16 protein-coding genes are annotated in these 18,629 nt (G+C 71.2%); 7 read left to right on the forward strand and 9 right to left on the reverse strand.

Annotated elements, in window-relative coordinates; genetic code table 11:
* Positions 1 to 124: 124 nt before the first annotated feature.
* From ACFC0B_RS13985 to ACFC0B_RS14020, 8 genes are all read right to left on the reverse strand, one after another.
* Positions 125 to 1,402 (reverse strand): thymidine phosphorylase, encoded by a 1,278-nt coding sequence (locus ACFC0B_RS13985; protein ID WP_376086013.1) that lies wholly within the window; start codon positions 1,400 to 1,402, stop codon positions 125 to 127.
* 104 nt (positions 1,403 to 1,506) lie between these two features.
* Positions 1,507 to 1,905, reverse strand: a complete 399-nt coding sequence (locus ACFC0B_RS13990) for a cytidine deaminase (protein ID WP_376086015.1) — start codon at positions 1,903 to 1,905, stop codon at positions 1,507 to 1,509.
* Positions 1,902 to 3,167, reverse strand: coding sequence for an ABC transporter permease (locus ACFC0B_RS13995; RefSeq protein ID WP_376086016.1), 1,266 nt, complete (start codon positions 3,165 to 3,167; stop codon positions 1,902 to 1,904). Before ACFC0B_RS13995 ends, ACFC0B_RS13990 begins: the two co-directional genes overlap by 4 nt.
* On the reverse strand, positions 3,164 to 4,321 hold the full coding sequence (locus ACFC0B_RS14000; protein ID WP_376086018.1) for an ABC transporter permease: 1,158 nt from the start codon (positions 4,319 to 4,321) through the stop codon (positions 3,164 to 3,166). Before ACFC0B_RS14000 ends, ACFC0B_RS13995 begins: the two co-directional genes overlap by 4 nt.
* A 4-nt stretch (positions 4,322 to 4,325) precedes the next feature.
* On the reverse strand, positions 4,326 to 5,987 hold the full coding sequence (locus tag ACFC0B_RS14005; RefSeq protein ID WP_376086019.1) for an ABC transporter ATP-binding protein: 1,662 nt from the start codon (positions 5,985 to 5,987) through the stop codon (positions 4,326 to 4,328).
* Positions 5,988 to 6,200: 213 nt separating this feature from the next.
* Complete coding sequence (locus ACFC0B_RS14010) at positions 6,201 to 7,262, reverse strand: BMP family protein (protein WP_376086020.1); 1,062 nt, start codon at positions 7,260 to 7,262, stop codon at positions 6,201 to 6,203.
* A gap of 268 nt (positions 7,263 to 7,530) precedes the next feature.
* Complete coding sequence (locus tag ACFC0B_RS14015; RefSeq protein WP_376086022.1) at positions 7,531 to 8,784, reverse strand: amidohydrolase; 1,254 nt, start codon at positions 8,782 to 8,784, stop codon at positions 7,531 to 7,533.
* Positions 8,785 to 9,017: 233 nt separating this feature from the next.
* Complete coding sequence (locus tag ACFC0B_RS14020) at positions 9,018 to 10,646, reverse strand: methylmalonyl-CoA mutase (RefSeq protein ID WP_376086023.1); 1,629 nt, start codon at positions 10,644 to 10,646, stop codon at positions 9,018 to 9,020.
* Positions 10,647 to 10,750: 104 nt separating this feature from the next.
* On the opposite strand from ACFC0B_RS14020, the gene ACFC0B_RS14025 reads away from it, so the two are divergent.
* The 3 genes from ACFC0B_RS14025 to ACFC0B_RS14035 all read left to right on the forward strand — a co-directional run bounded on the left by ACFC0B_RS14025 (position 10,751) and on the right by ACFC0B_RS14035 (position 14,047).
* Positions 10,751 to 11,509 carry an SDR family oxidoreductase gene (locus tag ACFC0B_RS14025; RefSeq protein ID WP_376086025.1) on the forward strand — a complete coding sequence of 253 codons (759 nt, stop codon included), beginning with the start codon at positions 10,751 to 10,753 and terminating at the stop codon, positions 11,507 to 11,509.
* 79 nt (positions 11,510 to 11,588) lie between these two features.
* Positions 11,589 to 13,250 carry an alpha/beta hydrolase gene (locus ACFC0B_RS14030; protein WP_376086027.1) on the forward strand — a complete coding sequence of 554 codons (1,662 nt, stop codon included), beginning with the start codon at positions 11,589 to 11,591 and terminating at the stop codon, positions 13,248 to 13,250.
* A 251-nt stretch (positions 13,251 to 13,501) separates the two neighbouring features.
* On the forward strand, positions 13,502 to 14,047 hold the full coding sequence (locus ACFC0B_RS14035; RefSeq protein WP_376086380.1) for a 2-oxo-4-hydroxy-4-carboxy-5-ureidoimidazoline decarboxylase: 546 nt from the start codon (positions 13,502 to 13,504) through the stop codon (positions 14,045 to 14,047).
* A 26-nt stretch (positions 14,048 to 14,073) separates the two neighbouring features.
* On the opposite strand, the gene ACFC0B_RS14040 is transcribed toward ACFC0B_RS14035, so the two are convergent.
* Entirely contained in the window at positions 14,074 to 14,862 is a 789-nt protein-coding gene (locus tag ACFC0B_RS14040) for a hypothetical protein (protein ID WP_376086029.1), read from the reverse strand.
* 264 nt (positions 14,863 to 15,126) lie between these two features.
* Between ACFC0B_RS14040 and sdhC the strand changes: the two genes are divergently transcribed.
* The 4 genes from sdhC to ACFC0B_RS14060 are packed head-to-tail and all read left to right on the forward strand — an operon-like array spanning position 15,127 to position 18,576.
* Positions 15,127 to 15,507 carry a succinate dehydrogenase, cytochrome b556 subunit gene (sdhC, locus tag ACFC0B_RS14045; RefSeq protein WP_093861779.1) on the forward strand — a complete coding sequence of 127 codons (381 nt, stop codon included), beginning with the start codon at positions 15,127 to 15,129 and terminating at the stop codon, positions 15,505 to 15,507.
* Positions 15,508 to 15,515: 8 nt separating this feature from the next.
* Positions 15,516 to 16,007 (forward strand): succinate dehydrogenase hydrophobic membrane anchor subunit, encoded by a 492-nt coding sequence (locus ACFC0B_RS14050; RefSeq protein WP_030300556.1) that lies wholly within the window; start codon positions 15,516 to 15,518, stop codon positions 16,005 to 16,007.
* Positions 16,008 to 16,060: 53 nt separating this feature from the next.
* Complete coding sequence (gene sdhA, locus ACFC0B_RS14055; protein WP_376086031.1) at positions 16,061 to 17,803, forward strand: succinate dehydrogenase flavoprotein subunit; 1,743 nt, start codon at positions 16,061 to 16,063, stop codon at positions 17,801 to 17,803.
* Positions 17,803 to 18,576, forward strand: a complete 774-nt coding sequence (locus ACFC0B_RS14060) for a succinate dehydrogenase iron-sulfur subunit (protein ID WP_376086033.1) — start codon at positions 17,803 to 17,805, stop codon at positions 18,574 to 18,576. Before sdhA ends, ACFC0B_RS14060 begins: the two co-directional genes overlap by 1 nt.
* Positions 18,577 to 18,629 lie beyond the last annotated feature (53 nt).

Genomic DNA, 18,629 nt, shown 5'->3' on the forward strand with positions numbered 1-18,629 from the left:
GCCCGCGAGGTCTACCGCACCCTGACCAGCACACCAACCACACACATCACTCAAACCGAACTCGCTCCCGCGGCTTGACGCCTATAGGAGCATCCGGCGTACGCGAGCAGACCCCCGAAGACCGTCAGGCGATGCGGTCCAGGACGATCGGGGCGGGCGTGAACGGGGTGCCCGCCGGGGCGACCTCGATGCCGCCGGCGAGGGCCTCGATCGCGTAGTCGAAGCGCTCGGGGGTGTCGGTGTGCAGGGTCAGCAGGGGCCGGCCGGCCACCACGGTGTCCCCGGGCTTGGCGTGCATCTCGACGCCGGCGCCCGCCTGCACCGGGTCCTCCTTGCGGGCGCGGCCGGCGCCGAGGCGCCAGGCGCAGACGCCCACCGCGTAGGCGTCCAGCCGGGTGAGGACGCCGGAGGCCGGGGCCGGGATGACGTGCCGCTCGCGGGCGACCGGCAGCGGGGCGTCGACGTCGCCGCCCTGGGCGGCGATCATGCGGCGCCAGTGGTCCATCGCGGAGCCGTCGCGCAGCGCGTCGGCCGGGTCCTTGCCGTGCACGCCCGCGGCGGCGAGCATCTCGCGGGCCAGCGCCAGGGTGAGCTCGACGACGTCGGCAGGGCCGCCGCCGGCCAGCACCTCGATCGACTCGCGGACCTCCAGCGCGTTGCCGGCGGTGAGGCCGAGCGGGGTGGACATGTCGGTGAGCAGGGCGACGGTGTTGACACCCGCCGAGGTGCCGAGGCCGACCATGGTGCGGGCCAGTTCGCGGGCGTCGTCGATGTTCTTCATGAAGGCGCCGGAGCCGACCTTCACGTCGAGGACGAGCGCGCCGGTGCCCTCGGCGATCTTCTTGGACATGATCGAGGAGGCGATCAGCGGGATCGCCTCGACGGTGCCGGTGACGTCGCGCAGCGCGTACAGCTTCTTGTCGGCCGGGGCGAGGCCGTCGCCGGCCGCGCAGATGACCGCACCGGTGCCCCGCAGGACCTCCAGCATCTCCTCGTTGGAGAGCAGGGCGCGCCAGCCGGGGATGGACTCCAGCTTGTCGAGGGTGCCGCCGGTGTGGCCGAGGCCGCGGCCGGACAGCTGCGGGACGGCCGCGCCGCAGGCGGCGACCAGCGGGGCGAGCGGCAGGGTGATCTTGTCGCCGACGCCGCCGGTGGAGTGCTTGTCGCTGGTGGGCTGCGCCAGCGAGGAGAAGTCCATCCGGACGCCGGAGCGGATCATCGCGTCCGTCCAGCGGCTGATCTCACGCGGGTTCATGCCGTTCAGCAGGATGGCCATGGCCAGGGCGGACATCTGCTCGTCGGCGACCTCGCCGCGGGTGTAGGCGTCGATGACCCAGTCGATCTGAGCGTCGCTCAGCTCTCCGCGGTCGCGCTTGGTCCTGATGACGGAGATGGCGTCCATGGTTGCTCCATTGCTCCAAGGTGGGTTCAACAGCGAAGAGTGTCGCGAGCAGGGGCCGCTCGGGCCCCGCTCGCGACACTCTACGCGCGTAACAAACAGCAGTGCTAGAGCCGCTCCGGCCCGAACGCGTCGGGCAGGACGTCACTCATCGGCCGCACGCCGGACGGCAGCTCGATCAGCAGGTCGGGCCCGCCGTGCTCGTACAGCAGCTGGCGGCAGCGGCCGCACGGCATCAGCAGCGCCCCGGCGCCGTCCACGCAGGTGAACGCGGTCAGCCGGCCGCCGCCGCTCGCGTGCAGCGCGGAGACCAGTCCGCACTCGGCGCACAGCGCGAGCCCGTACGAGGCGTTCTCCACGTTGCACCCGGTGACCACCCGGCCGTCGTCGACCAGGGCGGCGGCACCCACCGGGAACTTGCTGTACGGCGCGTACGCGTGGCGCATCGCCTCGCGCGCGGCCGTCCGGAGCGCGGCCCAGTCCACCGTCTCGGCGTCGGACGTCACTTGCCCTGCCCCTTGCGGTAGATCTGGCCGTCGGCCTTCGGCGGCCGCAGCCGCTGCGAGGCCAGCGAGAGCACCACCAGGGTGATCACGTACGGCGTGGCGACGATCAGCGGGCGCTGCACCTCGTCGGTGGTGAAGTACCAGACGAACAGGCCGGCCGAGACCACCAGGGAGATCACCGCGGCCGTGTACTTGCGGCGGTACAGGTGCCAGGCCGACAGCAGCACCATGGCGATGGCGACCACCAGGATCAGCACGTGCACCGACTCCGGGTCGCGCAGCTGGAGGCTGTCGGTGAAGCCGAACAGGCCGGCGCCCATGGCGAGGCCGCCCGGCATCCAGTTGCCGAAGATCATCGCCGCGAGGCCGATGAAGCCGCGGCCGTTGGTCTGGCCGTCCTTGTAGAAGTGCGCCGCGACCAGCGAGAGGTACGCGCCGCCGAGGCCCGCGAAGGCACCGGAGGTGATGACCGCGAGGTACTTGTACTTGTAGACGTTGACGCCCAGCGACTCCGCCGCGGTGGGGTTCTCGCCGCAGGAGCGCAGCCGCAGGCCGAACACGGTGCGCCAGAGCGCGAAGTAGCTGACCACGATCAGCGCACCGGCCAGCAGCACGACCACCGAGATGTTGGTGACCAGACCGCCGAGCACGCCGGCCACGTCGGAGACCAGGAACCAGTGGTGCGCCTCGATGTCCTTCAGCCCCGAGGAGAGGCCGGGCACGGTGATGTACGGCAGCGGATCGGCCGGCGGGGACTGGTTCGCGCCGGCGCCGGCGGAGATGTAGTCCTTGTAGTAGATCCGGTTGACGTACGCGCAGATGCCGGGGATCAGCAGGTTGACGCCGACACCGGACACGATGTGGTCGACGCCGAAGGTCACCGTGATGACCGCGTGCAGCAGACCCCCCAGGGCGCCGCCGATCATGCCGGCCACCAGGCCGAACCACGGGTTGACGAGGTAGCCGCCCCAGGCGCCGCAGAAGGTTCCGGCGACCATCATGCCTTCGAGGCCGATGTTGACCACGCCGGCCCGCTCGGACCAGAGACCGCCCAGACCGGCCATGCCGATCGGCACGGCGGCGCTGAGCGCGGCGGTGATCTGGCCCGAGGAGGTCAGCGAGTGGTTGTCGGTGATCATGCCGACGGCGGAGAACAGGACCAGGGCGCCCGCGATCAGCAGCAGCACCACGGGCCAGGTCATCTTGCGCTTCTTGGCGGGAGCACCCGGCGCCTTGGCGCGGGCTGCGGTGGCCGTGCTCATGCGGACACCTCCTTCTTCTCGGCGGCCGCGGCGGCCTGGGCGGCGAGCTCGGCGCCGACCTTCTGCTGCTGGCGCTTGAGGCCGTAGCGGCGCACCAGCTCGTAGGCGACGACGACGCAGATGACGATGGTGCCCTGCATGACCGGGACGATCTCGAACGGGAAGCCGCCCTGGAGCGGCAGCTGGGATCCGGTGGCGTCCAGGAAGGCGAACAGCAGGGCCGCGAAGGCCATGCCGATCGGGCTGTTGCGGCCGAGCAGGGCGACCGAGATGCCCAGGAAGCCGAGGCCCGGCTGGAAGCTCTGGCCGAAGTTGTAGGAGTTCTGCAGCAGCTCGGGCAGGCCGATCAGGCCGGCCAGCGCTCCGGAGACCACCATGGAGATGACGATCATCCGCTTGACGTTGACGCCGGAGGCGGTCGCCGCCGTCTCCGAGCGGCCGGTGGCGCGCAGGTCGAAGCCGAAGCGGGTGCGGGTCAGGGTGAGCTGGAAGGCCACGCCGACCAGGATCGCGACGAAGAGGAAGCCGTAGAGCGGCCCGCCGTCGGTGTTGATCGCGAAGAAGTGGCTGGACTCCGAGACCGGGGCGGTCTGGATCGCGTTGCTGGAACCGCTCTTCTCCGGCGCGAAGATGCCGGGGACGAGCAGCAGACCGACGATGGCCACCGCGATGGCGTTCAGCATGATGGTCGAGATGACCTCGCTGACGCCGCGGAAGACCCTCAGCAGACCGGCGATGCTCGCGTACAGGCCGCCCACCAGCATGGCGGTGATCAGCAGCAGCGGGATCTGGATGAAGGACGGCAGGTCGACCTGGCTGCCGACGAAGGCCGCGAACAGCGCGGCGACCTTGTACTGGCCCTCGACACCGATGTTGAAGAGGTTCATCCGGAAGCCGAAGGCGGCGGCCGCGGCGGCCAGGTAGTACGTGGTGGACCGGTTGAGGATGGCCACCTGGCCGTCCGACTTGGTGGCGTACGTGATCATCACGTTCCAGGCGTCGAACGGGTTCTTCCCCGAGGTCGCCAGGAGCACCGAGCAGATCGCGACGGACAGCACGACGGCGAGCACCGGCGCGGCGAGGGCGAGGACGATCTTCTCGCCGTCGAACCGCTTCGCCGACGAGGGCTTGGCGGCGGGCTTGGGACTGGTCATGTGGCTACTCCCCCGCCTGCTGGTCGTCGGCGGTGTCGGTGGGGGTGTCGGACGGCGGGGCCTCGGTGCCCTCCGCCGCGAGGGCCTGCGCCTGCGCGAGGGCCTCCGGCTCGGACTCGATGTGGCCGCTGGCGGCGCCGGTCATCGCGGTGCCGAGGTCCTCGGCGGTCACGGTCGCCGGGTCGGCGTCGGCGACCAGCCGGCCGCGGTAGATCACCTTGATGGTGTCGGACAGGCCGATCAGCTCGTCCAGGTCGGCGGAGATCAGCAGCACGGCGAGGCCGGCCCGCTGGGCGACCCGGATGTGCTCCCAGATCTGCGCCTGGGCGCCGACGTCCACCCCGCGGGTGGGGTGGGCGGCGATCAGCAGCTTGGGGTCGTGGCTCATCTCGCGGCCGATGATCAGCTTCTGCTGGTTGCCGCCGGAGAGGGAGGCCGCGGTGACCTCGATGCCGGGGGTGCGGACGTCGTACTCCTCGACGATCCGCTGGGTGTCCTTGCGGGCGCCGGCCGGGTCGAGCAGCACGCCCTTGGAGTTGGGGCTCTCGGTGACGTGGCCGAGGATCCGGTTCTCCCAGAGCGGGGCCTCCAGCAGCAGGCCGTGCCGGTGGCGGTCCTCGGGGATGTAGCCGATGCCGGCCTCGCGGCGGGCCCGGGTGAGGGTGCCGGAGAGGTCCTTGCCGTCCAGGGTCACGGTGCCGGCGTCCAGCGGGAGCATGCCCATGACGGCCTCGACCAGTTCGGCCTGGCCGTTGCCCTCGACACCGGCGATGCCGAGGATCTCGCCCTTGTGGATGCGCAGCGAGATGTCGTCCAGGACGACGCGCTCGATGCCCTCGGCGTCGGTCTTGGCGATCCGCAGGCCGTCGACGCTCAGCATCTCGGCGGTGGTGACGGTCGACTCGCGGCTCTCCGGGGAGGGCAGCTCGGCGCCGACCATCAGCTCGGCGAGCTGGCGGGCGGTGACGCTCTTCGGGTCGGCGTCGCCGACGGTGGTGCCGCGGCGGATGACGCTGATCGCGTCGGCCACCGAGAGCACCTCGTGCAGCTTGTGCGAGATGAAGATGACGGTGACGCCCTCGGACTTCAGCTCGCGCAGGTTGTCGAACAGCGCGTCGACCTCCTGCGGCACCAGCACGGCCGTGGGCTCGTCGAGGATGAGGATCTTGGCCCCGCGGTAGAGCACCTTGAGGATCTCGACGCGCTGGCGGTCGGCCACCCCGAGGTCCTCGACCAGGGCGTCCGGGCGCACGCCCAGGCCGTACTGCTCGGAGAGCTGCTCGATCTTCTCCTTGGCCCTGGCCCCGATGCCGTGCAGGTGCTCGCCGCCGAGGACGACGTTCTCCAGGACGGTGAGGTTGTCTGCCAGCATGAAGTGCTGGTGCACCATGCCGATGCCGCGCGCGATCGCGTCGCCCGGGGTGGTGAACTCGCAGGTCTCGCCGTTGATCGCGATGGTGCCCTCGTCCGGCTTCTGCATGCCGTAGAGGATCTTCATCAGCGTCGACTTGCCCGCGCCGTTCTCGCCCATGAGGGCGTGCACGGTGCCGGTGCGGACGGTGAGGTTGATGTCGTGGTTGGCCACGACGCCGGGGAATCGCTTGGTGATTCCGCGCAGTTCGACGGCCGGTGTCGCCGTCCCCGCGCTGGGGTTACCGCCCGTCATCGGGGCGGGGTCGGATGCGGTGATGGCGGTCTCCTGGTGGTCTGGAGGCGCGTCGTTGCGCTGGAGGGCCAAAAGCGGAAGGAGGTGGGGACGGGACGGGGCCCGGGGGTACGCACTGAGCGCACCCTGCCGGGCCCCTCCCTGATGCTGCGTCCATCATGGCGCTGCCGGGCAGGCGGCAGTGCCGTTGACGTCCGGTCGGACCCTGGAGCCTTACAGCTTCGACGGGTCGGTCGGGACGGTGGTGGAACCGCCCTTGATGGCGGCGGCGGCCTCGTCGAGCTTGGCCTTGATGTCGTCGATCTTGCCGCCGGTGGTGGCGAGCGAGACACCGTCGGCCTTGAGGTCGAAGTTCTTCACACCGGTGAAGGGCTGGCCCTTCTTGGCGGACTCGATGTAGGCGAACACGGCCTTGTCGACGTTCTTGACCATCGAGGTCATGATGCTGTTCTTGTACTTCGCCAGGGCGGGCTGGGCGGCCTGGTCGGAGTCGACGCCGATGGCCAGGGCGCCGGCGTTGGCGACGGCCTCGATGGCACCGTTGCCGGAGGAGCCGGCGGCGGTGTAGATGACGTCGGCCTTCTTGTCGAGCTGGCCCTGCGCGGCTTCCTTGCCCTTGTCGGGGGCGGCGAAGCCGGAGAAGTCCGGCGGGGTGCTCAGGTAGGTGACCTCGACCGGCATCTGCGGGTCGACGGACTTGACGCCCGCGCGGTAACCGGCCTCGAACTTCTTGATCAGCTCGGACTGCACACCGCCGATGAAGCCGACGTGCTTGGTCTTGGTCTTGAGGGCGGCGGCCACACCGGCCAGGTACGAGCCCTCCTGCTCCGAGAAGGTCAGCGAGGTCACGTTGGACGGCTGGGTCTCGGAGGCCGAGTCGATGATCGCGAACTTGGTGTTCGGGTTCTCCTTGGCGACCTTCTCGACGGCCGCCTGGTACACGAAGCCGACCGCGATGATCGGGTTGTAGCCCGCGGTGACCAGGTTCTTGAGGCGGGTCTCCTTGTCGGCCTCCGCCTCACCGGTCTTGGCGTCGGCCTCGGTGACCGCGACGCCCAGGTCGGTCTTGGCCTTGTCCAGGCCGCGGGCCGCGGAGTCGTTGAAGGACTGGTCGCCACGGCCGCCGATGTCGTAGGCCATGCCGACCTTCAGGCCGCCCTCGGACGAGCCCGAGGAGGCGGTGGTGTCGTTGCTCTTTGCGCCGCAAGCGGCGAGCGAGGCGATGCCCAGGGAACCCGAGAGCACAACCGCGGCGAGCTTAATGGAACGGCGCAAGGGAGTATCTCCTTCTCACACGCACCCGATGAGCGTGGTCGGACGCCACCGTAACGCGCGTAGAACACGGTTGTGTTACGGGCCGCCGGAGCATTCGGGTTGTTACCAAACCGTGGTCTCGGTGTCGCCCCGACGCCCCTTCGCCCTTCACGAACGGTGGTGGAAATCAGGGAAATCCAGTGTACGGACCATGAAAAAGCGCCTCATCAGCGACAAACCGGACACCCTTGGCGGGTGTCCGGTTCCGATCGGTCCGAGCGGGAATGCGTCAGAGTGTGCCGGGCTCCAGTGCCAGTGCGGTGAACAGCTCCACGCCGATCGCGATCGCGCGCTCGTCCACGTCGAAGCGGCCCTGGTGCAGGTCGCGGACGGTGGTGTCGCCGGGCGCCCGCACCCCGAGCCGGGCCAGCGCGCCGGGGGCGTGCTCCAGGTACCAGGAGAAGTCCTCACCGCCGAGCGACTGCTCGGTGTCCTCGACCACCTCGGCGCCGTCCCGGCCGAAGCGCGCGGTCATGGCCGCCTCCAGCAGCCCGACCGAGACCGCCTCGTTGACCACCGGCGGCACGCCCCGGTGGTAGTCGAGCGTCCACTTCGCGCGGTAGGTCTCGGCGAGCCGGGCGATCAGCTCGTGCAGCAGGTCCGGCGCCTCCCGCCAGCCGGCCAGCTCCAGGCAGCGGACGGTGCCCTCCAGCTCCGCGTGCTGCGGGATGACGTTCGGCGCGGAGCCGGCGGCGATCCGGCCCCAGACCAGCGAGACGCCCCAGCGCGGGTCCATCCGGCGGGCCAGCGCGGCCGGCAGCTCGGCGGCGGTGCGGGCGACCGCGGTGACCAGGTCGGTGGTCAGGTGCGGGCGCGCGGTGTGGCCGCCGGGGCCGTCCAGGTGGAGCACCAGGCGGTCGCAGGCCGAGGTGATCGCCCCGACCCGCAGGCCGATCCGGCCCACCTCCACCTTGGGGTCGCAGTGCACGGCGAAGATCCGGCCGACGCCCTCCATCCCGCCGGCCGCGATCACCTCCAGCGCGCCGCCGGGCATGACCTCCTCGGCGGGCTGGAAGACCAGCCGGACCGGGCGCCGCAGCTCGCCGCCGCGGGCCGCCTCGGCGAGCACCAGCGCGGTGCCGAGCACCACCGAGGTGTGCACGTCGTGGCCACAGGCGTGGGCCCGGCCCGGGACGCTCGAACGGTAGGGGACGTCGGTCTTGGCGTCGTCGATGGGCAGGGCGTCGATGTCCGCGCGGAAGGCGAGGAACTCCGCCCCGCGCGGGGCGGACTCGGGAACGATGTCGACGAGCATTCCGGTGCCGCCCGGGAGGATCCGGGGGGCGAGGCCGGCGGCGACCAGGCGGTCGCGCAGCAGGCCGGTGGTTCGGAACTCCTGGCGGCCCAGCTCCGGGTGCCGGTGCAGGTCCCGCCGGAAGGCGATCAGCTCGGGCTCCAGCTCCCGTACCCGGTCGCGGAGACCGGCGGCGGGGCGGGCAGCGGTGAGGGTGACGGCCGACTGGGCGGACTCACGACGGTTCATCTCAACAAGGGTAGGCCTGTTGGGGGGATTTGGCCCGACTTCCCGCAAAGAAGTCCCCGGATGGGCGCATACCGGCCGCGTTGGTGGGTATGACATCTTGTTTCAGCCGCCTTCCCCATGATGCCTGCCCTGTGCAACGACCATTGGCGATCAAGGTCACGACCCCCTCGACCGGGCGGTTGACGGCCGTTCGGACGGGCTCCGCCCGGGTTCCGGGCCGTCCGGACATTGGCTCAAAACCGTTCGACCGGGACGTGCCGGCCCCACACCTCGCGCAGCGCGTCGCAGACCTCCCCGACGGTGGCCCGCGCGGCCAGCGCCTCGCGCATCGGGTACAGCACGTTGTCCCGCCCCTCGGCGGCCCGGCGCAGCGCGCCCAGCGCCCGGTCCACCGCGGCGCCGTCGCGCGCCGCCCGCAGCCGGGCCAGCCGGCCGGCCTGCCGGGCCTCGATCGCCGGGTCCACCCGCAGCGGCCGGTACGGCTCCTCGGCCGCCAACTCCCCCGGCTCCAGCCGGAACCGGTTGACCCCGACCACCGTGCGCGCGCCCTCCTCGGTCTCCCGCTGGATCCGGTAGGCGCTGCGCTCGATCTCCGCCTTCTGGTAGCCGGCCTCGATCGCGGCCACCGCCCCGCCCAGCTCCTCGACCCGGGCCATCAGGCCGAGCACGGCGGCCTCCACCTCGTCGGTCAGCGCCTCCACCGCGTACGAGCCGGCGAACGGGTCGACGGTGGCGGTCACATCGGTCTCGTGGGCGAGCACCTGCTGGGTGCGCAGGGCGAGCCGGGCGGCCTTCTCGGTGGGCAGCGCCAGTGCCTCGTCGAAGGAGTTGGTGTGCAGCGACTGGGTGCCGCCGAGCACCGCCGCGAGCGCCTGCACCGCGACCCGGACCAGGTTCACCTCGGGCTGCTGGGCGGTGAGTTGGACGCCCGCGGTCTGGGTGTGGAAGCGCAGCCGCTGCGAGCGCGGATCCCGGGCGCCGAACTCCTCGCGCATCACCCGGGCCCAGATCCGGCGGGCGGCACGGAACTTGGCGACCTCCTCCAGCAGGGTGCTGCGGGCCACGAAGAAGAACGAGAGCCGGGGCGCGAAGTCGTCCACCGCCAGCCCGGCGGCCAGCGCGGCGCGCACGTAGGCGATCCCGTCGGCGAGGGTGAAGGCGATCTCCTGCGCGGGCGTGGCCCCGGCCTCGGCCATGTGGTAGCCGGAGATCGAGATGGTGTTCCAGCGCGGGATCTCGGCCCGGCAGTACCGGAAGAGGTCGGCGACCAGCCGCAGCGAGGGCTGCGGCGGGAAGATGTACGTCCCGCGGGCGATGTACTCCTTCAGCACGTCGTTCTGCACCGTGCCGGTGAGCCGGGCCGGCGGGACGCCCCGGCCCTCGCCGACCAGCTGGTAGAGGAGCAGCAGCACGGCGGCCGGCGCGTTGATGGTCATCGAAGTGGAGACCTCGCCGAGCGGGATGCCCGCGAACAGCTCGGCCATGTCCTCGACGCCGTCGATCGCCACCCCGACCTTGCCGACCTCCCCGGCGGCGAGCGGGGCGTCCGAGTCGTAGCCCATCTGGGTGGGCAGGTCGAAGGCGACGGAGAGGCCGGTGGAGCCGCCGGCGATCAGCCGCCGGTAGCGGGCGTTGGACTCGGCGGCGGTGCCGAAACCGGCGTACTGGCGCATGGTCCAGGGCCGGCCGGTGTACATGGTCGGATGGATCCCCCGGGTGAACGGGTACTCCCCCGGACGGCCCAGCCGCTCGGCCCGGTCCGGGCCGGCCGACGCCTCGGGGCCGTACACCGGCGCGAAGGGGAAGCCGGACTCGGTGCGGCGCGGTCCGGCGGGCGGTCCGGCGGGCGGTTCGGCGGTCATGGGGTCCTCCGCGGGGTCGGCGGGCGGGTCCACTCCTCTCGCAATGTAACGCCGACGGCCTTGAGATGATCGGTTGAACCGACCGGGATATCTCAGGAGTGGCAATGACCGAGCAGAAGGTGGCCGTGGTCACCGGTGCGAGCAGCGGAATCGGCGCGGCGACCGCCCGCCGGCTGGCGTCCGAGGGCTTCGAGGTGGTGCTGACCGCCCGCCGCACCGAGCGGATCGAGGCGCTGGCCGAGGAGATCGGCGGCCGCGGGGGTTCGGCCCGGGCGGTCACCCTGGACGTCACCGACCGGGCCGCCGTGGACGCCTTCGCCGCCGCGGTCGGACGGGTGGACGTCCTGGTGAACAACGCCGGCGGGGCGATCGGCGCGGAGAGCGTCGAGACCGGCGATCCGGCCGACTGGCTGGCCATGTACGAGGTCAACGTGCTCGGCGTGCTGCACGTGACCCAGGCGCTGCTGCCGGCCCTGCGGGCGAGCGGCGACGGCACCGTCCTGGTGCTCTCCTCGACGGCCGCGCTGGCCGCGTACGAGGGCGGCGGCGGCTACGTGGCGGCCAAGCACGCCGCGCACACCATCGCCGCGACCCTCCGGCTGGAGCTGTGCGGGGAGCCGATCCGGGTGATCGAGATCGCCCCGGGCATGGTGAAGTCCGAGGGCTTCGCGGTGACCCGGTTCCGCGGCGACGAGGACAAGGCCGCCGCGGTGTACGCGGGCGTCGCCGAACCGCTCACCTCCGAGGACATCGCCGACACCGTCGCCTGGGCGGTCACCCGGCCCTCGCACGTCAACATCGACCTGCTGGTGGTCCGCCCGCGCGCGCAGGCCGCCAACCACAAGGTCCACCGGGAGATCTGAGGCGTCGGGAGCCGCGCGGGCAGTGGCCGCACGGGGGGTCCGCATCCGAACTGTCACCCGCGAGTGGTACATACATGCGATGAAGACTCACCGGGCCACCCGCCCGCGCCTCCTGCTGGCCGCCTTCGCGGCCGGCAGTCTCCTCCTCGCGACCGCGTGCGGAGGGGACGAGAAGCCGGCCCAGGACGAGGCCGCCTCCGCACCGGCGAGCAGCGCCGCGGCCGCGACGCCGACCGCGACGCCGACGCCCACCCCGACGGTGAAGCCGACCGGGGCCGACGACCCGGCGCTCAAACCGTTCTACGGCCAGCAGATCGCCTGGGCCGCCTGCCCGCCGGACGCCAAGGCCGCCGAGCAGAAGATCGACCTCTCCCTGATGAAGTGCGGCAAGCTGCACGTCCCGCTCGACTACGCCAACCCGGCGGGCGAGGCCGTCGACCTCGCGCTGGTCAAGAACCCGGCGGCCAAGGCGGACCAGAAGCTCGGCTCGCTGATCGTCAACCCGGGCGGCCCCGGCGCCTCCGGCGTGGAGACCGTCAAGTTCGGCGACAAGCAGTTCGAGGGCACCCTGCACAACCGCTTCGACGTGGTCGGCTTCGACCCGCGCGGCACCGGCGAGAGCTCCCCGGTCCTCTGCCTCGACGACAAGCAGCGCGACGCGCTCAACGCCGAGGACGGCCCGCTCGACCAGGCCGAGGCCAAGGCCCGGTCGGAGAAGCACGCCGCCGACTTCGCCGCCGCCTGCCAGGCCAAGTCCGGCAAGCTGCTGCCCTTCGTCGGCACCCGCAACACCGCCCGCGACCTGGACGTGCTGCGCGCCGCCGTCGGCGACCAGAAGCTCAACTACCTCGGCGTCTCCTACGGCACCTACCTCGGCGCGCTCTACGCCGAGGAGTTCCCGAAGAACGTCGGCCGACTGATCCTCGACGGCGCCGTCGACCCCGCCGCGCAGGCGCTGGACACGAGCCTCAACCAGATCATCGGCTTCGAGAAGTCCTTCGAGCGCTTCGCCGTCGACTGCGTCGAGAAGCACGCCGACGAGTGCCCGCTCGGCAGGAGCAGCGACAAGGCCGCCAAGAAGGCCGCCGACTTCCTCGACGGGCTGCGCGACAAGCCCCTGCCCACCAAGGACGGCCGCAAGGTCGGCAGCGACCTGGGCTGGACCGGCGTCACCGCCCTGCTCTACGGCGACGAGAAGACCATGTGGCAGTACCTGCGCCTGTCGCTGCTGCAGGCGATGAAGGGCGGCCAGGGCGACGCCCTGCTCGCCTTCGCCGACAGCTACAACGGCCGGGACGAGAAGGGCCACTACTCCCCCGAGTCGGAGGCCCTGGTCGCGATCCGCTGCGCCGACGGCGCCTCGCCCGCCCCGTCCGCCGAACAGGCCCAGCAGGCCGTGCAGAAGCTCCAGCAGGAGGCCCCGCTGCTCGCCAAGGGCGTCAGCGTCGAGGACTTCAGCGAGGGCTCCTGCACCAACTGGCCCTTCAAGACCCCCGAGAAGCCGCACACCGTGCGGGCCGAGGGCGCCGCGCCGATCCTGGTCGTCGGCACCACCGGCGACCCGGCCACCCCGTACGCCGCCGCCGAGTCGCTGGCCCAGGGCTTCGCCAGCGCCACCCTGCTGACCCGGGTGGGCGAGGGCCACGCCGCCTTCGGTTCGGGCAACGGCTGCGTCGACGCCGCCTACGCCGCGTACCTCACCGAGGGCACGCTGCCGGCCGCCGGGACGAAGTGCTCCTGACGCGCGATAGCCGCTGAAGACGGGGAGGGCGTGACGCCGAGGTGTCAACGTCACAACTTGATAGCTCGTTCGGATGAAATCCGCGCGCGCCCTCCCCAACTGATGAGCGCTCAACTACCGTTGGCTCACAGCCGGACGGGCGATGGACGCCATTCCGCAGCCTCATACTTCATCTGGCTTCACCGGCGCTTCACCCACCACTCCACCGCCACCCTTCACCGGCACCTTCCCGCCCTCACGAGGAGGACCCGCTGGCCAGCGACATCCCGTCACCGAGGCTCGATCCCCGGGACGAGCCGACACTCCTCGGACTGCACCGGTTCAACGAGGCCGACGCCGGAGCCGTGGAGGAGGCCCTGCTGGCCTGCTGCGGCAGCCACCGCTGGGCCCTGCGGCTCACCGTGCACCGGCCCTACCCCGACATAGAGTCCCTGCTCGCCGCCGCCAGCGAGGCCTCGTACGACCTGCGTCCGGCCGACCTGGCCGAGGCACTGGCGGACGAGAGCTGGATGCCGCAGCCGCTCCTCGGCATGCGCGCACCCGGCAGCCAGGCGGCGCACACCGCGCTGCGGGCGGCGCACGCCGCGTACGAGGCACGGTTCGGCCATGTCTTCGTGGTCTGCCTGGAGGGCATCGACCCCGAGGAGATGCTCGACGCCGTCCTCGGCTCGATCCGCACCCGTCTCGCCAACGACCCCGACGAGGAGCGCCTGGTCGCCGCCGACGAGCTGCGCCGGATCGCCCTCACCCGTCTGGAGCACCTGGTCGCCACCCATTCGGGGGCCGGGGCCCGCTGATCGCAGGGGCGCGCCGAACCGGGGCGTCAGCCCCGCTGGGCCGCACGCAGCTTGGCCACCTGCCGCCGGACGACCCGCTCGTCCGGCGCGGGGGCCGGCTCGGCGCCCACCCCCACCGTGCTGAACACCACCAGGGCCGGTCCGACCCGCGCCAGGACGGCGCGCTGGGCGAGCACCACCGCGCCCGATTCATTCGTCAGGGTGAAACCCGTCGCCGCGTCGGCTCCCTCGGGCGTGGGCGTGTCGTTGCGGCTCAGCCGGTGTCCGGTGCGGGTCACCCCCCGGCCCTTCTCCGCCGGGGGCGGCGGCGCCGTCGAGACGAACTCCGCGCACGGGCCGAACAGCCCCTCCAGCTCCTCCTGCAGCCGGGCCGCCCGGTCGTCCCGGTAGCCGAGCAGCGCGCCGTAGAGGCTGCCCGCCGGATCGGCGGCCTGCGCCACGCTCAGATCGGTCTCCGTGTACGGCACCGCCGGGACCGGCGGGGCGGAGGCCGACGCGCCCGCCCGGCCGGAGGCCGCGGCCGGGGCCACCGCGTCCAGCAGCGGCTGGCAGGCCGGCCTGTCGGCGGCCTCCCGGCCCCCGTCCGGGCCGGTCTCGCCGTGACCGGGGGCGATCACCGTCACGGTGAAGCCGGGGCCGAGGTCGGCGTCGGTCACCGCGGCGGCGCGCAGCTCGGCGGCGGACAGCTCGCGGGGCGGGGCGCCCGGGGGCACCCGGTCGGCCGAGCCGCCGGCGGGGGCGGCGCAGCCGGCGGCGAGCAGCAGGGCGGCGGACAGCAGCAGGGGGCGGGAGGGGCGCGGAGCGGGATGCGGCACGGGGGCCTCGGCGGGGTGTCGGCGCGGACGGGGTCGCCCACCGTAGCGCGACCGGCCGCACTCGATTCGTCACACTGTGTGTCATTTGGCGCCGCGGTTCCCGTCCAGCTAGGCCAGACGTGCCTGTTTGATCACACCAAGGGCCCCCGGAGGCGGTTCACGACAACGCGTCGATAGGATGCTCGCGGCCGGTGGACCGTACCCGGCCGGGCTGACCGACACCGAAGCCGGCCGAGCCCCCAATCGCTTCCGGAGGGTTTTTCCGTGCCGGCTGGAACGCTGTACCGCGGCCGGGAAGGCATGTGGAGCTGGGTGGCTCATCGAGTCACCGGCGTCCTCATCTTCTTCTTCCTGTTCGCCCATGTCCTGGACACCGCGCTGGTGCGGGTGTCGCCCGAGGCGTACGACACCGTCATCCAGACGTACAAGACGCCGCTCGTGAACCTGATGGAGTACGGCCTGGTGGCCGCCATCCTGTTCCACGCCCTGAACGGCCTGCGCGTCGTCGCCGTCGACTTCTGGTCCAAGGGCCCGAAGTACCAGAAGCAGATGCTCTGGTCCGTGGTCGGAGTCTGGGTCGTCCTCATGGCCGGCGCCTTCTACCCGATCCTGCAGCACACGCTGACCTCCTGGTTCGGGAAGTGATCTGAGACATGTCCACGGAAATCTCCGACGCTGTGGTGGTCCCCTCCGCGCAGGCGCACACCGGCAAGGGTCTCGGCACGGGCAACCCGGCCGACGCCTTCGTGATCGAGCCGGCCCGCCAGCGGACCAAGAAGACCCCGCGCCGCACCCGCACCAACTTCGAGATGCTGGCCTGGCTGTTCATGCGCCTGTCCGGCATCGTCCTGGTGGTGCTGATCCTCGGCCACCTGCTGATCATGCTGGTGCTCGACGGCGGCGTCTCCAAGATCGGCTTCGCCTTCGTGGCCGGCCGCTGGGCCTCGCCGTTCTGGCAGGTCTGGGACCTCACCATGCTCTGGCTCGCCATGCTCCACGGCGCCAACGGCATGCGCCAGGTCATCAACGACTACGCCGAGAAGGACTCCACCCGGCTCTGGCTGAAGGGCCTCATGGGTACCGCCACGGTCTTCACCGTGCTGCTGGGCACCCTGGTGATCTTCACCTTCGACCCCAACATCTAGGCCGACCGCACCTCATCGGACATCGGCAGAGGCCAGAGGCGAGTTAACCCCCCATGCAGATTCACCAGTACGACACCGTCATCGTCGGCGCCGGCGGCGCCGGCATGCGCGCCGCCATCGAGTCGACGCAGCGCAGCCGCACCGCCGTCCTGACCAAGCTCTACCCCACCCGGTCCCACACCGGCGCGGCCCAGGGCGGCATGTGCGCCGCCCTCGCCAACGTCGAGGAGGACAACTGGGAGTGGCACACCTTCGACACGGTCAAGGGCGGTGACTACCTGGTCGACCAGGACGCCGCCGAGATCATGTGCAAGGAGGCCATCGACGCCGTCCTCGACCTGGAGAAGATGGGTCTTCCCTTCTCCCGCACCGAGCAGGGCCGGATCGACCAGCGCCGCTTCGGCGGCCACTCCCGCAACCACGGCGAGGCCCCGGTCCGCCGTTCCTGCTACGCGGCCGACCGCACCGGCCACATGATCCTGCAGACGCTGTTCCAGAACTGCGTCAAGCACGGCGTCGAGTTCTTCAACGAGTTCTACGTCCTCGACCTGCTCATCAACGAGGGCAGGACGGCCGGCGTCGTCGCCTACGAGCTGGCCACCGGCGAGATCCACGTCTTCCAGGCCAAGGCCGTCGTGTTCGCCTCCGGCGGCACCGGCAAGATGTTCAAGGTCTCCTCGAACGCCCACACCCTCACCGGTGACGGCCAGGCGGTGGCCTACCGCCGCGGCCTGCCGCTGGAGGACATGGAGTTCTTCCAGTTCCACCCGACGGGCATCTGGCGGATGGGCATCCTGCTCACCGAGGGCGCCCGCGGCGAGGGCGGCATCCTGCGCAACAAGGACGGCGAGCGCTTCATGGAGCGCTACGCCCCCGTCATGAAGGACCTCGCGTCCCGTGACGTCTGCTCCCGCGCGATCTACACCGAGATCCGCGAGGGCCGCGGCTGCGGTCCGGACGGCGACCACGTCTACCTGGACCTGACCCACCTGCCGCCGGAGCAGCTGGACGCCAAGCTCCCGGACATCACCGAGTTCGCCCGCACCTACCTCGGCATCGAGCCCTACACGGACCCGATCCCGATCCAGCCCACCGCGCACTACGCCATGGGCGGCATCCCGACCAACGTCGAGGGTGAGGTGCTGCGCAACAACACCGACGTCGTCCCGGGCCTGTACGCGGCCGGCGAGGTCGCCTGCGTGTCCGTGCACGGCGCCAACCGCCTGGGCACCAACTCGCTGCTGGACATCAACGTGTTCGGCCGCCGCGCCGGCATCGCCGCCGCCGAGTTCGCCGAGAACAACGAGTACGTGCCGCTGCCGGAGAACCCGGAGCAGCTGGTCCAGAGCCTGGTCGACGGCCTGCGCGAGGCCACCGGCACCGAGTCCGTGGCGCAGATCCGCAAGGAGCTGCAGGAGACCATGGACACCAACGCGATGGTGTACCGCACCGGCGCCACCCTGAAGCAGGCCGTCGAGGACGTCGCCGCACTCAAGGAGCGCTACAAGAACGTCTCGATCCAGGACAAGGGCTTCCGCTACAACACGGACCTGCTGGAGGCCATCGAGCTGGGCAACCTGCTCGACCTGGCCGAGGTCCTGGCGGTCTCCGCGCTCGCCCGCGAGGAGTCGCGCGGCGGTCACTACCGCGAGGACTTCCCGACCCGCGACGACGTGAAGTTCATGCAGCACACCATGGCGTACCAGGAGGTCGCCGAGGACGGCAGCACCTCCATCCGCCTTGACTACAAGCCGGTCGTGCAGACCCGCTACCAGCCGATGGAGCGTAAGTACTGATGAGCACTCCGACCGTGGAGAAGCACTCGGCCGCTCTGGACGCGGTCGAGGCCGGTGGCACCAAGCTGATCACCGTCACCGTCCGGATCCGCCGGTTCAACCCGGAGGAGCACCCGGAGCCGGTGTGGGTCGACTACCAGCTGGAGATGGACCCGAAGGAGCGCGTCCTGGACGCGCTCAACACCATCAAGTGGGAGCAGGACGGCACCCTCACCTACCGCCGTTCCTGCGCCCACGGCATCTGCGGCTCCGACGCCATGCGGATCAACGGGCGCAACCGGCTGGCGTGCAAGACCCTGATCAAGGACGTCAACCCGGAGAAACCGATCACGATCGAGGCCATCAAGGGCCTGACGGTCCTCAAGGACCTGGTCGTGGACATGGACCCGTTCTTCCAGGCGTACAAGGACGTCATGCCGTTCCTCATCACCAAGGGGAACGAGCCGACCCGCGAGCGCCTGCAGTCCGCCGAGGACCGCGAGCGGTTCGACGACACCACCAAGTGCATCCTGTGCGCCGCGTGCACGTCGTCCTGCCCGGTGTTCTGGAACGACGGCCAGTACTTCGGCCCGGCCGCGATCGTCAACGCGCACCGCTTCATCTTCGACTCGCGCGACGAGGGTGCGGAGCAGCGCCTGGAGATCCTGAACGACCGTGAGGGCGTCTGGCGCTGCCGGACCACCTTCAACTGCTCGGAGGCCTGCCCGCGCGGCATCGAGGTCACCAAGGCGATCCAGGAAGTGAAGCGGGCCCTGGTCACCCGCCGCTTCTGATCCCGGAGCACCCCGCACGGCGAAGGCCCCCGTCCGCTCCGGACGGGGGCCTT

It is taken from the genome of Kitasatospora sp. NPDC056184 (assembly GCF_042268405.1).
In the GTDB taxonomy this organism is placed as follows: domain Bacteria; phylum Actinomycetota; class Actinomycetes; order Streptomycetales; family Streptomycetaceae; genus Kitasatospora.

What these genes read in the sequence shown, in the direction of transcription:
- ACFC0B_RS13985 (WP_376086013.1), bottom strand. Translation starts at nt 1,402, where the DNA reads ATGGACGCCATCTCCGTCATCAGGACCAAGCGCGACCGCGGAGAGCTG.
- ACFC0B_RS13995 (WP_376086016.1), bottom strand. Translation starts at nt 3,167, where the DNA reads ATGAGCACGGCCACCGCAGCCCGCGCCAAGGCGCCGGGTGCTCCCGCC.
- ACFC0B_RS14000 (WP_376086018.1), bottom strand. Translation starts at nt 4,321, where the DNA reads ATGACCAGTCCCAAGCCCGCCGCCAAGCCCTCGTCGGCGAAGCGGTTC.
- ACFC0B_RS14005 (WP_376086019.1), bottom strand. Translation starts at nt 5,987, where the DNA reads ATGACGGGCGGTAACCCCAGCGCGGGGACGGCGACACCGGCCGTCGAA.
- ACFC0B_RS14015 (WP_376086022.1), bottom strand. Translation starts at nt 8,784, where the DNA reads ATGAACCGTCGTGAGTCCGCCCAGTCGGCCGTCACCCTCACCGCTGCC.
- ACFC0B_RS14020 (WP_376086023.1), bottom strand. Translation starts at nt 10,646, where the DNA reads ATGACCGCCGAACCGCCCGCCGGACCGCCCGCCGGACCGCGCCGCACC.
- ACFC0B_RS14025 (WP_376086025.1), top strand. Translation starts at nt 10,751, where the DNA reads ATGACCGAGCAGAAGGTGGCCGTGGTCACCGGTGCGAGCAGCGGAATC.
- ACFC0B_RS14030 (WP_376086027.1), top strand. Translation starts at nt 11,589, where the DNA reads ATGAAGACTCACCGGGCCACCCGCCCGCGCCTCCTGCTGGCCGCCTTC.
- ACFC0B_RS14050 (WP_030300556.1), top strand. Translation starts at nt 15,516, where the DNA reads ATGTCCACGGAAATCTCCGACGCTGTGGTGGTCCCCTCCGCGCAGGCG.
- sdhA (WP_376086031.1), top strand. Translation starts at nt 16,061, where the DNA reads ATGCAGATTCACCAGTACGACACCGTCATCGTCGGCGCCGGCGGCGCC.
- ACFC0B_RS14060 (WP_376086033.1), top strand. Translation starts at nt 17,803, where the DNA reads ATGAGCACTCCGACCGTGGAGAAGCACTCGGCCGCTCTGGACGCGGTC.